Here is a 15,957-nt window from a genome sequence, read left to right as displayed (position 1 = left end):
AAAAGCCGGGGCGTTGTCGTTGGAGCCGCAGAGTACGGCCGCAGTAATCTTGTCAGACCGGCTCGCGGAAGCCCACCCAGGTGAAGCGCTTAATCACAAATTCGGGATTGGTAAAGCTGGCGTTGCCGGCCGGGTTGCCGCCCGTCACGTGGAAGTCGGAGAAGCCGGCATTCTGATTCACGTAGATATTGCCGGTCAGGTTGAAGCTCACCGGCGTGCCGGCCAGGCTCATTTCATCCATGATCTGCTCCTTTACCCGGGCATCGGTGGTGTAGGCCCCGCAGCTGATGGCGCCGAATTCGCGGGCCAGGTGGGCCGCCAGGTGAATGCTTTCGGCCGTGTCCCGGGTTTTGATGATGAGCATGATGGGGCCGAACAGCTCCTGGCTGAACTGCTCGATGCGGGCCGCGTCGATTTCGTGGATGGTGGGCGAGCAGGTGCGGGCCTGGGCAAACTGCGGGTGCGCCACCGCGCCGGGGGCCAGCACCGTGCGGCCGCCGACGAAAGCCAGGCCCTGCACCCGCTCGTGGGTAGCCGGGCTCTGCAGCGCCCCCACAATGTGGGGGCCCACTTTGGGGTTGGCTACCAGCCCGCGGACGGCCTCGGCCAGCTTCTGCACCACCTCTTCGTAAGGTACCAGCGCCTCGCCCACCCGCACGCCGGCCACGGGCACAAAGAAGTTCTGGGGCGCGGTGCACATCTGCCCCGAGTACAAACTCACCGAAAACGCCAGGTTCTGGGCCACCTTGTCCAGGTCGGCGCAGGAGTCGAGGATGATGCTGTTGACGCCGGTTTTCTCGGTGAAGACGGTTTTGCCCTTCAGCCCTTCGAGGTACTCACCGAAGTGGCTGCCGCCGGTGTAGTCAATCAGCTTTACGGCCGGATTTTCGGCCAGCTCCCCGGCAATCAGCCGGTCGTCGGCGTCGACGGCCAGCTGGCAGATATCGGGGCTCAGGCCGTGCTCGGCCAGCACCTTCTGCACCTCGGCCACCACCAGGGCAATGGGCAGCACGGCTTTGGGGTGGGGCTTGATGATGACCGGGTTGCCGGTAACCAGGCTGGCAAACATGCCCGGCACGGTGTTCCAGGTCGGAAACGTGGAGCAGCCCACCACCAGCGCCACGCCCTTGGGCACGGCCCGCCAGGTTTTGCGCAGCGTCAGGTTGTACTTGCCCATGGGCTTTTCCCAGGTGGTTTCCTCCGGAAAGCGGGTCTGCTCCTCGTAGCCGGCGGCAATGGCCTCCAGGGCCCGGTCGGCGGCGTGCGGCCCGGAGGCCTGAAACGACATCAGGTACGACTGCCCGGTGGTGTGCATGGTGGCGTAGGCAATTTCGAAAAAGCGGCTGCGCATGCCGTCCAGCGCCTCGGTGAGCAGGGCGGCCCGCTGGGCAGGCTTGAGCCGGCGCCAGGCGTCGAAGCTGCCCTGGGCCCGCTGCACCAGCGTTTCGGGGCTGAAAAACGGATATTTCACGCCCAAGGGCTGCTGCTCGTAGGGCGACTCCTCCTGCCCCACCCACTGCTCGGGGTTCGGCTGGCGCAGCTCGGCAAACCGCTGGTGGCGCAGCGCGTCGAAGGCCTCGCGGCCCAGCCGGTCGGCATCGGCCCCGTAGATTTCGGGTGCCGGATTTTCGGGGAAGGCGGCGTAGAACGTGCGGCCGTGCAGGGCTTTGATGGCCGTGTCGAGGGCAGCCTGGTGGCGCTGAATGGTTTCGAGCATAGGATCTTGAAAACGAGGGCGGAAAGGTTGGAGGAGGTTTTACGCGGGTTCAGCAGAAAGTACGCGGCCCGGCGCCGGAAGTGCGGCCCGGCGGGCTTAAATTTACGTACCTACCCCACACCCACCGAATCTGCCCGGCCATGAAGTTACTGGTACGCTTTGTTCTTGCCTGCTGCCTGCTGCTGGGCCCGGCGCCGGGCTTTTCCCAGCCCACTGCCGGCACCACCGCAATGCCGGGGACGCTGGTTTTCAAGCTGAAGCCCGAATTCCGCACCCAGGCCTCGGCCGACCAGATTACGGTGCCCGCCCTGGCGGCCGCCCTGCAGCGGCTGGGCGCGACCCGGCTGCGGCAGAAGTTTCCCCGGGCCCGGCCCGCCAGCACCGAGCTGCCGGGCTCGGTCGAGCTGCGGCTGGTGTACCAGATTGAGCTGGCCCCAGGTAGTTCCCCGGAAAAAGCCGGCCGGGCCCTGCTGTTGACGGGCACCGTGGAGTACGCCGAGCCGCTGTACTACCGCGCCCCGCTCTACCAGCCCAACGACCCGCTGGCCGACTCGACCAACGCCGCCGGGCAGTTTTACCTGAAGAACATCCGCGCCTACGGGGCCTGGGACGTGACTAAGGGCGACACCAGCATAATTATCGGCATCACCGACACGGGCACGCGCTACGGCCACGAAGACCTGATCAATCAGCTTAAGAAGAACTACGCCGACCCCATCGACGGCGTCGACAACGACAACGACGGCTACACCGACAACTTCCGCGGCTGGGACGTGGCCGACAACGACAACGACGCCTCCACCAACCCGGCCGTGTTTCAGCCCATTCACGGCATCCTGGTCAGCGGCTGCGCCGTGGGCCAGGCCGACAACGGCAAGGGCATTGCCGGCGTGGGCTTCCGGTGCAAGTACCTGCCCCTGAAAATCTACCCCAACACCGCCACCGGCCGCTTTGCCGGCTTCGAGGCCATCGTGTACGCCGCCGACCACGGCTGCCAGGTTATCAACCTGTCCTGGGGCGACGCAGGCCGCTATTCCCAGTTTGAGCAGGACGTCATCACCTACGCCGCCGTCAACCGCAACGCGGTGGTGGTAGCTGCCGCCGGCAATACCAATGCCGAGCTGGACTTTTACCCCGCCAGCTACGACCACGTGGTATCGGTGGCGGCCCTGGCCCCAAACGACACCAAGGCCGGCTTTGCCACCTACAGCACCCACGTGTCGGTGTCGGCGCCGGGCGAGAGTATCCTGACCGTGTGGGGCGACACGAACAGCGACTACGTGGCCGTCACCGGCTCGTCGTTTGCCGCCCCGCTGGTAGCCGGGGCCGCCGCGCTGGTGCGCAGCCGCTTCCCGCTGTTCACCGCCGACCAGGTAGCGGCCCAGCTGCGCCAGAGTGCCGACAATATCGACGCCCTGCCCGGCAACGCGGGCCTGGCCGGCAAGCTCGGCTCGGGCCGCCTCAACGTGAGCCGGGCCGTGCGCCTTACCGACCGGCGCGAGGCCCGCATCATTGCCAGCACCCTCAGCCCCGGCCGGACCGTGTACCTGCCCGGCGACCAGCTCAGCCTGACGACCGAAGTAGAGAATCTGCTCCAGCCCATTACCGGCCTCACGCTGACCCTCACCTCGCTTTCGCCCCACGTGACGGTGCTGCAGGGCACCTTTAGCGTGGGCGCCCTGGCGACGCTGGCCCGGACCAGCAACCTGGCCGCGCCGTTCCGGCTGGCAGTGGCCGCGGCGGTACCCATCAACACCCACGCTACCCTGCGCTACCGCTTCACGGCCGACAACGGCTACCAGACCGACCAGTTTCTGACCCTGACGCTGAACCCCGACTACGTGGTGCTCGACGCCAACGACCTGCACCTGACGCTCACCAGCCGCGGCAACCTGGGCTCCGACGGGCTGAACTCCGGCCGCGGGGAAAGCGTGACTTACAAGGGCAGCCCCGGGCTGCTCTACGAAGGCGGGCTGATGGTGGCCACCACGCCCGCCCGGGTTTCGGACCGGGTGCGCAACGAGCGGTACGTAGCCGACAACGACTTTTATGCCCTCAGCCAGGTGGCGCTGCGCCGGCAGCCGCTACGGGCTCCCCAGGAAGCCGCGGGGTTGTTTCAGGACTCGCTGCCTACCCTGACCAAAGGCCGCACCGTGGGAGTGCGCGTCCGCCAGCGGGCCTACGCCTGGTCCGACGCCCCCCACCGCGACTACGTGGTGGTGGAATACCAGCTCCGCAACCTGACCGCCGATACGCTCAAGCCCCTGTACGCGGGCCTGTTTATGGACTGGGACATTTCGCCCGATGCCAACCGCAATGCCGCGGCCTGGGACTCGGTGCGGGCCCTGGGCTACGCCTACACGCCCGCAGCCCCCACGGTGTACGCGGGCGTAAAGCTGCTGGCCGGTGGCACGCCAAGCTGTTATTCCATCAACAACAATGCGCCCAACAGCGCCCCGGTGTATCTGGGCAATGGCTTTAGCGCCGCCGAAAAATTCCTGACCCTGAGCAGCAAGGCCCGGCAAAGCGCCACTGGCCTGCCCAATGGCACCGATGTGTCGCAGGTAGTGGGCGCCGCCCGCCTCCGACTGGCTCCCGGCGACTCGGTTACTGTGGCCTTTGCCGTGCTGGGCGCGGCCACCCTGCCCGCCCTGCAGGCTGCCGCCGATGCCGCCCAGATCCGCTACAACACCGTTTTGCCTGCCCGGCCGGCGGCCCGCTTCACCAGCTGGCAGCTGTACCCCAACCCTACTACCGGCCGCCTGCGGGTGGAAGTACCCCTGGAATTCGGGGGCCAGGAAATCCGGGTTCTGAACATGCTGGGGCAGGTTGTGCTGACGCAACGGCAGACCACTCCCGTCATCATTCTCGATCTGAGCAGCCAGCCGGCAGGTATCTACCTCGTGCAGCTATGGAGCGCCGCCGGCGTGCAGGCCCGCCCGGTGCTGGTACAGCGGTAGCCGCGCCATGCAGTCCGATGCTGTTCGGCCGTTTCCGGTCAGCTGGTTTTGAGCCGGCAGTTGCATAAGAAACTCCGTCTTTCTTATATATTTACACCAGACAATTTTTTCTTCTTTTCTCACCAATTTTCATCTACCAACATGGCAAAATTATTTACTCGTCGCTTGCTGCTAGGCGGCTTCCTTTGGCTCGGTAGTTTGGTGGCTGCGCCGGCCCAAACCCTGGACCCCAGCTTCCAGGCTACCGTACTAAAGGCTGCGCCGGCTCCCTTTATTCAAGGGGGGCCGCAGCTGACCGTGGTCCAGCCCGATGGCAAAGTGCTCGTAGCCGGGGGCTTCGACTTCCTGAATGGCACGCTCTCTGGCAAGATCCAGCGCCTAAACCCGGATGGCTCCACCGATGTCAGCTTCAATGCCGGCGGCGTGGGGGCCAACGGCTTTGTGGCGGCGCTGCTGTTGCAGCCCGACGGCAAAATCCTGATCGGCGGCGGCTTCACCACCTACAACAACACGCCCCGGCTCACAGTGGCCCGCCTCAATGCGGATGGCACGCTGGATGCCAGCTTTACCCCGACGGGCATCACGGCCCGGCGCCAGATTGGCTCCATGGCCTTGCAGGCAGATGGCAAAATCCTGGTGGGCAGTGGTTCTAACCTGGAAACCGGCATCGCGGACGGCGGTATCCTCCGCCTCAACGCCAATGGAACGCTCGACACTTCCTTCAGCCCGGGCACGGGCGCCGACTCTCCCGGCTCTTTCGTGCGCAGCATCGTCATTCAGCCTGACGGCAAAATCCTGGTCGGCGGGATGTTCAGCACGTTCAACGGGCAAGCCGTGGGCAACCTGGTGCGGCTCAATGCCAACGGCAGCACCGATGCCAGCTTCGCTACGGGCGCGGGCACCAATGGTTCGGTACGCGCTTTTGCCGTCCAGGCCGATGGCAAAGTGGTGGTGGGTGGGGCTTTCACCACTTTCAACGGCCAGACAGTAGGCCGCATAGTTCGCTTGCTCTCAAATGGCACGTCAGACGCCTCCTTCACTGCGGGTGCCGGCTTCAACAATCAGGTCCTTAGCTTACTGATTCAGACCAACGGGGGGGCGCAGTTCAACGGCAGCATCCTGGCTAGTGGCAACTTCACCCAGTACAACGGGCAGCCCCGCAACCAAGTGGCCCGGATTTTTGAAAATGGGACCGTGGATGCGTCCTTCAACAACGGCACCGGCGCGGGCACCGGCTCGGTAAGCACCATTACTCAGGTGGGCAGCGGCCAGTTTCTGCTCGCGGGCGGCTTTCTCCTCTACGATGGCCTGGCCAAGAGCGCGCTGGCCCGCATCACTGCGGCGGGGACCAATGATGCGTCTTTTACGGCGCTGGCACAGCCCCGGGGCACTCTTGCGGCCACTATGCCCCTGACCAACGGAAAAATTCTGATCAGCGGAACTTTCACGGAATTTAACGGTACCGTTCTGCCGGCCGGACCAGTACGCCGGCTGAACACCGATGGCACGCTGGACCAGACGTATACTAATATCTACAATATTTTCCTCGGTGCGCAGCCCGATGGCAGCTTCTACTCCCTAGGCAATGCCGGCACCCAGCTCCAGCTCGTGCGCCTGTTGCCTTCGGGAGCCTTCGATAATTCTTTTGCGGGCCCGCTATTCGGCTCTACCACCGGTCCGTTGCCCATACAGAATGTGGTAGTGCAGCCCGATGGGCGAGTGCTGGCTTATGGTAACTTTACCACCTTCGGCGGCGCGGCCCGCAACGGCATTGTCCGCCTCAATGCCGATGGCGCGCTCGACAACTCCTTTACCCCGCCCGCCAGCACCCAGCCCCGCAACGTAATCAGCGCCACCGTTCAGGGCAGCGGCAAGATTGTCGTTGCTTACCAGGAAACCGGCACCGGGGCTGCCGTTGGCACCCGGCTGATCCGCCTCAATGCCGATGGCACCCTGGACAACACTTTTGCCGTGGGCACGGGTGCCAGCGCCAATTCCTTCTTTTCAGTCCTGGCCCAGCCCGATGGCAAGCTGCTGCTTGGTGGCGGCTTCGTCAGCTTCAATGGTCAGGCCACTCCTTTTGGCATCGTGCGGCTCAACAGTGACGGCAGCAACGACGCCAGCCTCAGTGGGTTGACGGCCGGCTACGTATTGCGTCTGGTACAGCCCGATGGCCGCATTCTGGTTACCAGCGGCAATGGTGCGGCTACCGCCCTGGCCCGCCTGAACACCAATGGCAGCGTAGACAATACGTTTGTGCCCGTATCAATCCCCTCCGCTATTTTCGGCGGCGACGACTTTGTCAACGGCGTAGCCTTGCAGCCCGCCGACGGCAAGATTCTGGTATTTGGCGCGTTCCGCTCAGTTGCCGGACAGCCGCGTATTGGCCTGGCCCGCCTTATTAATCCTGGGTTGACGGCCACCCGACCGGGTACTGCCTTGCTGCCCCTGGCCGCTTATCCCAATCCAGTCCGGGACCGGCTCACCATTGACCTGCCCGCTTCCGCCGTTTCTTTGACGGCTTCCCTGGTCAACCTGCAGGGCCAGACGGTGCGCACCTGGCAGGTACCCGCAGCGCAGCGGCAGGCCACGCTGAACGTATACTCTCTGGCGGCAGGACTCTACCTTCTCAAGGTGCCAACTGCCCAAGGAATTTACCAGCACAAGGTAGTTGTGACAAAGTAGGCAGCCCGTAGGGTCCTTCTTCCATGCTAAGCCGGTTGGCTGCCTTATCGGGGCGGCCAACCGGCTTTTCCTTTGTTCGCTTTACTTAGGCTACCGTCCAGAGCTGGGGCCAGCTGGTGGTAAACTGGGCCGAGCGGAAGGCGGCCCGCCCGCTCCAGGCTGGCTTTTTTTGCCCGGTGGCCGCGCAGCGCACGGCATCTCTGCCAAAGCGCTTGTTTACGATATCCAGCGCGGTCATCAGGTGCTGTTGCCGGGCCTGCGCTTCGGGCGTGGGGCCAAACAAGCTCAGCTGGGGCTGCCCGGCCGGCTCCAGTCCGCCCAGCAGCACCCCGGCCCGGTAGTAGCTGGTATTGGCCCGCCAGAGCTGCTGCAGGCCCTGCCAGGCAACGCGGGTCAGCTCGGGCGTGCTGCTGGTAGCATCCGGCAGGGCCAGCACGGCGGTGTGGGTGGTTGACCGGGCCGTCGCCGTCGGGCCCCGGGTGCCGAGCAGCACGGTCAGCATATTGGCTGCCCCATCCTGCCGGCGCAGCTTTTCGGCCGCCCGGGCCACGAAAGTGGCTACGGCCTCCCGCAGCGGCTCCAGCTCCTGCTGCGGGCGGCCAAAAGAGCGGGTGCAGGTGATGGTGTGCTTGGCACTCCGGGCCGGCAGCAGCTGCCCGTCGTCGTCCCACTCCGGCCCCGCAAAGCCCAGGCAGGGCCGGCCCCGCAGCTCCTGCCACAGGCGCACGCCGACCACTCCGCCCAGGTGCCGCCGCACCCAGGCTTCGGGCTGCGCGGCCAGGTCGGCGGCGGTATGCACATCAGCCTCCAGCAGCTTCCTGGCGTAGCGCCGGCCGATGCCCCACACGCTGCCACTGGGCGTGGCGGCCAGGGCCAGCTGCTGCTCGGCGGCCGTAGCCAGCACCATCACCCGGGTGCCGGTGCGCCGGGCCAGGCGGTTGGCTAGCTTAGCCAGCGTTTTGGTAGGAGCCACGCCCACGCAGGTCGGAATGCCCACGTACTGCTGCACCGTAGCCCGGATCCGGGCGGCGTACGCCTCCAGGTCCGGCACGATATAGCCCAGGCCGGCCAAGTCCAGAAAGGCTTCGTCGATGGAGTACACCTCCACATCGGGCGTAAACAGCCCCAGCACCTCCACCACCCGCCGCGACAGGTCGCCGTACAGCGCGTAGTTGGAGGACCGCACCCACACGCCCTGGGCCTGTAGCTGGGCCCGGACCAGGTGGTAGGGCGCCCCCATTTCCAGGCCCAGTGCCTTGGCCTCGTCGGAGCGCGAAATCAGGCAGCCGTCGTTGTTGCTGAGCACCACGCCGGGCTGGCCTTCGAGCTGGGGCTGAAAAACCCGCTCACAGGACACGTAGAAGTTGTTGCAGTCGACCAGTGCGTACATGGGCGCTACGCCGTCGGGCGCGGTGAGCGGCCGGGCCAGGCGGCCCCGGCGCGCTTCTTGAACAACGGGTGAATCACGTGGGTAACTACGCCCCAGATGCGCAGGTCGCAGTCCTCGTGCAGTTCCAGGGGCGGGTCGAGGTCGTTGGCGGCTTCGAGCCAGGTGCGGCCCGGCTCCTGCCGCAGGCGCTTCACGGTATGCTCACCATCTACCACGGCTACCACTACATGCCCGTCGAGAGGGGTAATGGCGCGGTTGACCACGATAAAATCGTCGGGATGAATACCCGCGCCCAGCATCGACTCCCCGGTAACCCGGGCCATGAAGGTGGAGGCAGGCTGCTTAAACAGGTACTGGTGCAGGTCCAGCATTTCGTCGGCCTGTCCGTCGGCAGGCGAAGGAAAGCCCGCGGGCACCGGGCAGGTAAACACGGGCAGCTTAGTCAGTTGGGACGACTTGACGGGGGAATAGAAAACCAGTTCGCTCATGCGCAGCCAGCAGGAATAGTAACCCGCCGCTGCTATTTACTACATTTTTTAGTAAATTGGTTTTTTAGCCGGCCGGAAAAGTTCCTGCGGCTTGCGGCGAAAGGCAATTATTTCTGATTAATTCCGGATTAAAGCCCCTTCAAAGCCCAATTCTATTGAAATATTTTTTCGGCTAATTTTTTTAGTTAACCGGTAATATCAGTATCTTTGGATATGCGCAGAACGAAGAAGACCAAGCTTCCTTTTCCCCTCCCCGTACAGCAGTACGCCCGCTGCATCGATGCCACCAAACGCCCCACCGACCACATCGGCGACTGGCCCGCCCAGGGTCAGGTGTACCCGGTAGAGTGCCGCCGCAACGCCCGCACCGGCGAAACCCAGGTCCACGTGCTGGGCTTTTATGCCGAGCGGCCCTACGGCGCTTTTGCCCAGCGCCGCTTTGCCCCGGTGGTCGACGTGTGGCTGAACTAGCGGACTGACTTATCCTCCATCCTTTTTCCCGGCTGTTTGGCGCCCGTAGCGCCAACGGCCGGGCTTTTTGTTGCCCGCTGCCGCCGGCCCGAAGCGGCTGGACAACCGGTACGAGAGCTGCTAACGGCCGTAGTGGTGCAGAATACCCGAATCGGTGGGCGTCCAGAAGCTGGCTTTCTGCCCGCTGATTTTCAGCGCATCATTCGCCCAGGTGTTGCAGGTATAAAACAGGTTGTAGGTGCGCCGGGCCTCGTAGAACGTGTCGTAGCGGCCGTAGTGGTGCCCGCCAATATTCTGCACCTGCCCCGCGGCATCGTAGTCGAAGCTGCCTTTGATGTAGCCGACCAGGCGGCCGTACTCGGCCGGCGTCAGGTAGATCTTGACGCAGTTGGGGCCTTCCGAGGGCTGGTGGTGAAAGGTGATGTGCATGGCCGAGGTGCCCAGCCAGAACATGGCTTTGAACGCCGTGCTGGCCTTGAGCTGCGACCAGGTCGGCGTGTCGAGGTAAAAGCCCTTGTCGCCCCAGCCGAAGCCCACGTAGCGCATGGTCGTGTCGGCGGCGGGCGTGTGGGCGTAGGGTATGGTCTGGCTCCAGTCGAGGTGGCTGGTGCGCACGGGCAGCACGATGTCGGTATGCACACCGTTCGACAGCAGATACGCCTCAATGGCCTGGGGGCTGGGCTGGCTGCGGCTGCCCACCGCAATGCGCGACAAACCGAAGGACGCTATTCCGTACACGGCCGCCACTCCAACAATTCCTCCTACCGCGTAGGCGGCGCCCTTAACTACTTTCCGAAGCATATTTCGCATGAATGCCCTCGGGCTGCGTGCCCGAAATATGCCCTCATACGGATTCGGCGACCGAAAGCCGGAATTCAGGGTGTCTGCCCAGGGTGGCAACCGCAGAATCCAGCCCTGAATCCTGTTCAGCTCCCCCGCCGCAGCAGGGCCAGTCCCAGCCCTGCGCCGGCCAGCAGCAGCAGCAGCGCGCCTTCGTCGATGGGGACTTCGGTGGTTTGCTCGGCTACATCCAGGGCGGCCTTGCCGGCGAGTACCTGCTCCTGCTTGCGGTGCAGGGCCGCTTTCTGGGCGTCATTTTCCAGGGCCAGATACGCCGTGAAAGGCGTCATGATGCCGGCCCGGAAGCTGGTCCGGATAAAGGGCACCCGCTGGGCATCGGTAGCCTCGGGGTGCAGCACCTGCCACTGCTGCTGCCCCTGCAGCAGCAGGCCGGTTTGCCAGCGGCCCTGGATGATTTCGGCGGCGGGCAGGTCCCTGCCGGACCGCTTCAACACGATATCGGCCAGCTCGTTATCCGGCAGATAAGCCAGCGGGCGGGTCGCATCCGGCCAGGCCCGCACGGATACAGGCATCCCTGGGTCCGGCGTACTACGCACCTCATTTGTTGGGTCTGTGCGCAACGAGTGGGGGCTCAACCTGCCGTCCGGCGTCAGGGCGTAGAATAGCTCACTTTCCGGATAGGCGCTGCTCAAATCGGCGAAATCCGCGGGCAGCACGGCCTTGCGCAGGCTGTCGGTCACGACTATGAGCACAGGATACGTGGGCGTTGGGTTTTGGCGAGCCTCCACCAGGGTTTGGCGAATGGCGCGCTCAAGATAAAACCCGCCGGCGTTGGTAGCTTCCGCCAAAGACTTCTGCCAGTCGGCGCCGGCCGGCAGGGTGGCAGCATACGTATTTACCAGACTAAACCGGGGCTGGCCCAAGGCTGACGCACGGCTAAGCCGGGCAAGCACCCGCCGGCGGAAATCTGATTTCCGGGCCCCTTTGCGCGCCGATACATCGAGCAGGAAATGGTAGTAGGGCTGGCGCTGCACCAAAGGCAGCTGCTTTTTGGCGGCGGCGCTCAGGTAGGCCACCTCCCGCCCGGGCGTGGCTACCGGTCCGGCCGGCCGGGCCTGGGTGGTGTCGCCCAGCACCACGCGCAGCCCATCAACGGTGAGCACGAAGGGTTCCTTGTGCAGGAGCTGAATGCCGGTGCGTCGCACTTGGCGGCCCGCCACCGGGTACACCTTCAGCTTCACGCGGCTGGGTCCGTCGTAGGCCAGCAGGCCCGGGTCGCGGGAGCTGTTCTCATTCACAATCTGGGCAAACACCCAGGCGGCCGCCTTCTGCTCGGCCAGGATACCCTTCTCCCGCCGCGCCCCGATGTTCAGGTAATAGTTGCCTACCCAGCAGCCGACGGGCAGCGGCAGCGTGGTAACGTACTCGGCGGCCCGCTGGGTGGTGTCGGTGTTGGCCACGTCCAGGTTCACCCAGCTCACCCAGGCCTGCTGCCCCGAATCGAACGTGCTGGAGCTACTCAGGCGGCGCAGCCGGACGGTAGTAGGCGGCGGCGTAGGATCGGCAGCCCAGCGGCGGCGCGGCCCGCTCTCCGCCTGCGCTTCCCCCAGAAAAATCTGTTCCAGCGTACTGATTTTCGCGTCCGACAGCGTCAGGTTGTCGAGCACCAGCCAGTTGAAGTAGGTGGAAAGGTAGGGCAGGTGGCTGGCCATAAACTCGGCACTACGCTCCTTGTGCTGCTTTACCACCCGCAGCGTGCCGGCCAGGGTCTGGGCATCAAGGTGGTAGCTTTTGGAGTAGTCGGGATTGTAGACGTAGTCCAGCGCCGCGTGCAGAGTAGCGCGGCGGTGCAGGTAGGCGGCCGTAATGTAGAGCGGCAGCACGGCCCAGCCCGCCAGAAAGCCTGCCACCAGCACCCGCGGGGAGTAAAACGCGCGCAGGGCCTCGTAGTCGGTGGTCAGCTCCCGCAGGTGAACCATGAGCAGCAGCAAGGGGGCCAGCATCAGAAAGCCTACGCCAACGGCAATGATGGCGATAACCGACAAGGGCAGAAACGGCAGGAAAACAATAAAGAAGTAAAACGTGTAGCCAAACAGCGCGCTGCGGCTCAGGTACTGCACCAGCCGCCACCGCCGGTCTGTGCTGTTGGGCAGGCACAGGAGCAGGCCGTTCAACGCCGCCAGCCCGTAGAACCACGGGCTGCTGAAGTTGCCGAAAATGCCGTGGTCCTCGGCGGAGAATTTATTCAGAAACAGCCCGCTGTTGACGGCCAGCCCCAGCAGCGGCAGCACGAGGGTGATGACGGCCTTCCAGACAAGGCCAAACTCGCCCCACTCCCCGGGCTTTTTCAGGCCGATGATGTAGACGACCCGGGTGACAAAAAACAGGAACAGCAGGGCTCCTGCTACGTACATGACGCCCCAGAGCTGCTCCCAGAAGGGCGAATACGCCGGCTGCCAGAACCAGCCCGGCACCTGAATCAGCAGCAGCCACCCCAGCGGCACCACCAGCGCCAGGCCCAGATTCACCGCCACCGAGTGGGGCTGCTCCTCGGGAGTAAGGCGGGCAATGAGCACAAACATGGCGTGGGCCAGCGTGGGCATCAGCAGCGTGAGCAGGTAGAACACCGGCGGCGTGGGCAGCATCCAGGCCGGAATGGCCCGTGGCACCAGGTCCGCGCCCCAGTACAGGGCCAGGTACAGATAAACCACGTAAGCCAGCAGAGCCCCGAGCCCGTAGGTGGCCCCCAGCGGCCGGCCCCGCCTCAGCTGCCACAGCCCGTGGCCCAGCGTGAGCAACGCCAGCGCGCCGAGAGCCAGCCCAAACCGGCTCCACAGCACCACGCCGGCCGGCGGCAGCAGACTCTGGATTACGCCAAACTCAGCGTAGCACAAGCCCAGCAGCAGCAGAACAGGCAGCGTATTGAGCAGAATAATCCACTTGGCAGTGAGCAGGTTGCGCATCAGATAAGGGCCGAATAAAGTCAGGCTCCCAAGCGTTGTGCTTGGGCCGAACAAACGTATATCAAAGAACTTTGAATTGCAAAGTTTATTTTCGAGCTAGTGTAGCTCACTATAAAGAAACGGCCACCCCAGAAGCTGGAGTGGCCGTTTTCACAGGCGTTAATCGGACTCAGCGCAGTACTTATACTGCCAGACCCGCTTCCTTCAACCGGATCAGGTTCAAAGCAGAACCAGCCTTAAACCACTCAATCTGGCCCTGGTTGTAGGTGTGATTGAGCGTGATGAGGTCCGTGTCGCCGTCGGCGTGGTGCAGGCGGGCCTGCAGCGGAACGCCGGGGGCAAACGAGGTCAGGCCGATGAGGTCGATGACGTCGTCCTCCTCAATCAGGTCGTAGTCGTTCTTGTTGGCGAAGGTCAGGCCGAGCATGCCCTGCTTCTTGAGGTTGGTTTCGTGAATCCGCGCGAAGCTCTTCACGATGATGGCGCGCACGCCGAGGTGGCGGGGCTCCATGGCGGCGTGCTCCCGCGACGAGCCTTCCCCGTAGTTCTCATCCCCGATTACGACCGAGCCGATGCCCTGGCCCTTGTAGTTGCGCGCTACCTGCGGCACCGTGTTGTAGGGGGTGCCCTGGGTCATGCCATCCTTCACCGAGTTGGCCTCGCCGTTGAAGGCGTTGGTCGCCCCGATAAGCATGTTGTTGGAGATGTTGTCGAGGTGGCCGCGGTACTTGAGCCACGGACCGGCCATCGAAATGTGGTCGGTGGTGCACTTGCCCTGGGCCTTGATGAGCAGGCGCAGCCCGGTCAGGTCGGTGCCTTCCCAGGCCTTGAAGGGCTCAAGCAGCTGCAGACGGTCGGAGGTTTCGGCCACGAGCACCTGCACGGCGCGGCTGTCGGCGGCGGGCGCCTGGTAGCCGGCGTCTTCCACGGCGTAGCCGCGGGGGGGCATCTCCACGCCCTGGGGCTCGTCGAACTTCACCTGCTGGCCGTTTTTGTCGGTCAGCGTGTCAGTCAGCGGGTTGAAAGTCAAATCGCCGGCAATAGCGAAGGCCGTCACGATTTCGGGCGAGGCCACAAACGCGTGGGTGTTCGGGTTGCCGTCGTTGCGCTTGGCGAAGTTGCGGTTGAACGAGGTGATAATGGAGTTGCGGCGCTTGGGGTCGTCGGTGTGGCGGGCCCACTGCCCGATGCACGGACCGCAGGCGTTGGCCAGCACCACGCCGCCCATCTGGGCGAAGGTGTCGAGCAGCCCGTCGCGCTCCACGGTGTAGCGCACCAGCTCCGAGCCGGGCGTTACGGTGAACTCGGCGTTGACCGTCAGGCCTTTGGTTACGGCCTGCTTGGCAATGGAAGCGGCGCGGGTGATGTCCTCGTAGCTGGAGTTGGTACACGAGCCGATCAGGCCTACTTCCAGCTTCTCGGGCCAGCCGTGCTCCTTGACGGCGGCGGCAAACTGCGAAATCGGCCAGGCCGCGTCCGGGGTGAACGGGCCGTTCACGTAGGGCTCGAGCTCGGAGAGGTTGATTTCGATGAGCTGGTCGTAGAACTTGGCGGGGTCGGCATACACCTCGTCATCGGCGCGCAGGTGGTGGGCCACGGCGGCGGCAGCTTCGGCAATTTCGGCCCGGCTGGTGCCGCGCAGGTAGTCGCCCATCTTCTCGTCGTAGCTGAACACCGAGGTGGTAGCCCCGATTTCGGCGCCCATGTTGCAGATGGTGCCTTTGCCGGTGGCCGAGAGGTTGTTGGCGCCTTCGCCGAAGTACTCGACAATAGCACCGGTGCCACCTTTCACGGTCAGGATGCCGGCTACTTTCAGGATCACGTCCTTGGCCGAGGCCCAGCCCGAGAGCTTGCCGGTCAGCTTCACGCCGATTACTTTCGGAAACTTCAGCTCCCAGGCCATGCCGGCCATCACGTCGACGGCATCGGCGCCGCCTACGCCGATGGCAATCATGCCCAGACCGCCGGCGTTGGGCGTATGCGAGTCGGTGCCGATCATCATGCCGCCGGGGAAGGCGTAGTTTTCGAGCACCACCTGGTGAATGATACCGGCGCCGGGCTTCCAGAAGCCGATGCCGTACTTATTGGAAACCGACGCCAGGAAATCATATACTTCGCGGTTTTCGTCGTTGGCCACGGCCAGGTCCTCGCTGGCCCCGTCGCGGGCCTGGATGAGGTGGTCGCAGTGCACGGTGCTGGGCACGGCGGCCTGGGGCTTGCCGGCCTGCATGAATTGCAGCAGCGCCATCTGGGCGGTGGCATCCTGCATGGCGACGCGGTCGGGGGCAAAATCGACGTAGGAAACGCCCCGCTCGAAGGACTGAGTTACGGTGCCGCCATACAAGTGGGCGTACAGGATTTTCTCGGTCAGCGTGAGCGGGCGGCCAACGGCAGCACGGGCAGCTTCAATCCGCTGGCCCATACCGGCATACACGGCCTGAATCATTTCTAAGTCAAACGCCATAGTCAGAAGGGAAAAAGT

Annotated in this window: 9 protein-coding genes; 3 read left to right on the top strand and 6 right to left on the bottom strand. The window is 64.3% G+C overall.

Going from position 1 to position 15,957, the window contains the following annotated elements; translation table 11 throughout:
- Positions 1–52 precede the first annotated feature (52 nt).
- Positions 53–1,717 carry a phenylacetic acid degradation protein PaaN gene (gene paaN / locus ABD842_RS19595; RefSeq protein ID WP_345117597.1) on the bottom strand — a complete coding sequence of 555 codons (1,665 nt, stop codon included), beginning with the start codon at positions 1,715–1,717 and terminating at the stop codon, positions 53–55.
- Between the two features lie 140 nt (positions 1,718–1,857).
- Here paaN and ABD842_RS19590 point away from each other — a divergent pair, with 140 nt between their 5' ends.
- Together ABD842_RS19590 and ABD842_RS19585 are read left to right on the top strand one after the other, a co-directional pair.
- Positions 1,858–4,677 (top strand): S8 family peptidase, encoded by a 2,820-nt coding sequence (locus ABD842_RS19590; RefSeq protein ID WP_345117595.1) that lies wholly within the window; start codon positions 1,858–1,860, stop codon positions 4,675–4,677.
- 297 nt (positions 4,678–4,974) lie between these two features.
- Positions 4,975–7,362, top strand: a complete 2,388-nt coding sequence (locus tag ABD842_RS19585) for a T9SS type A sorting domain-containing protein (protein WP_345117593.1) — start codon at positions 4,975–4,977, stop codon at positions 7,360–7,362.
- Positions 7,363–7,447: 85 nt separating this feature from the next.
- Here ABD842_RS19585 and ABD842_RS19580 read toward each other — a convergent pair whose 3' ends face one another.
- Both ABD842_RS19580 and ABD842_RS19575 read right to left on the bottom strand, forming a co-directional pair.
- Complete coding sequence (locus ABD842_RS19580) at positions 7,448–8,752, bottom strand: Y-family DNA polymerase (RefSeq protein ID WP_345117591.1); 1,305 nt, start codon at positions 8,750–8,752, stop codon at positions 7,448–7,450.
- Between the two features lie 5 nt (positions 8,753–8,757).
- A complete protein-coding gene (locus ABD842_RS19575; RefSeq protein WP_345117589.1) occupies positions 8,758–9,240 on the bottom strand; it encodes a LexA family protein in 483 nt (160 codons plus the stop codon).
- A gap of 213 nt (positions 9,241–9,453) precedes the next feature.
- Here ABD842_RS19575 and ABD842_RS19570 point away from each other — a divergent pair, with 213 nt between their 5' ends.
- Positions 9,454–9,711, top strand: coding sequence for a hypothetical protein (locus ABD842_RS19570; protein ID WP_345117587.1), 258 nt, complete (start codon positions 9,454–9,456; stop codon positions 9,709–9,711).
- Positions 9,712–9,831: 120 nt separating this feature from the next.
- Here the strand turns inward: ABD842_RS19570 and ABD842_RS19565 are convergent, their stop codons facing one another.
- The 3 genes from ABD842_RS19565 to ABD842_RS19555 form a co-directional block, all read right to left on the bottom strand.
- Positions 9,832–10,512: a TIGR02117 family protein gene (locus ABD842_RS19565; RefSeq protein WP_345117585.1), complete on the bottom strand. Its 681-nt coding sequence runs from the start codon at positions 10,510–10,512 to the stop codon at positions 9,832–9,834.
- A gap of 125 nt (positions 10,513–10,637) precedes the next feature.
- Positions 10,638–13,475 carry an MSEP-CTERM sorting domain-containing protein gene (locus ABD842_RS19560; protein WP_345117583.1) on the bottom strand — a complete coding sequence of 946 codons (2,838 nt, stop codon included), beginning with the start codon at positions 13,473–13,475 and terminating at the stop codon, positions 10,638–10,640.
- Between the two features lie 181 nt (positions 13,476–13,656).
- Positions 13,657–15,939 (bottom strand): aconitate hydratase, encoded by a 2,283-nt coding sequence (locus tag ABD842_RS19555; protein ID WP_345117581.1) that lies wholly within the window; start codon positions 15,937–15,939, stop codon positions 13,657–13,659.
- Positions 15,940–15,957 lie beyond the last annotated feature (18 nt).

Source organism: Hymenobacter algoricola (assembly GCF_039539525.1).
Lineage (GTDB): Bacteria > Bacteroidota > Bacteroidia > Cytophagales > Hymenobacteraceae > Hymenobacter > Hymenobacter algoricola.
The sequence above is the reverse complement of the archived record's forward strand: the minus strand, read 5'-3'. Positions and strand labels throughout refer to the sequence as shown.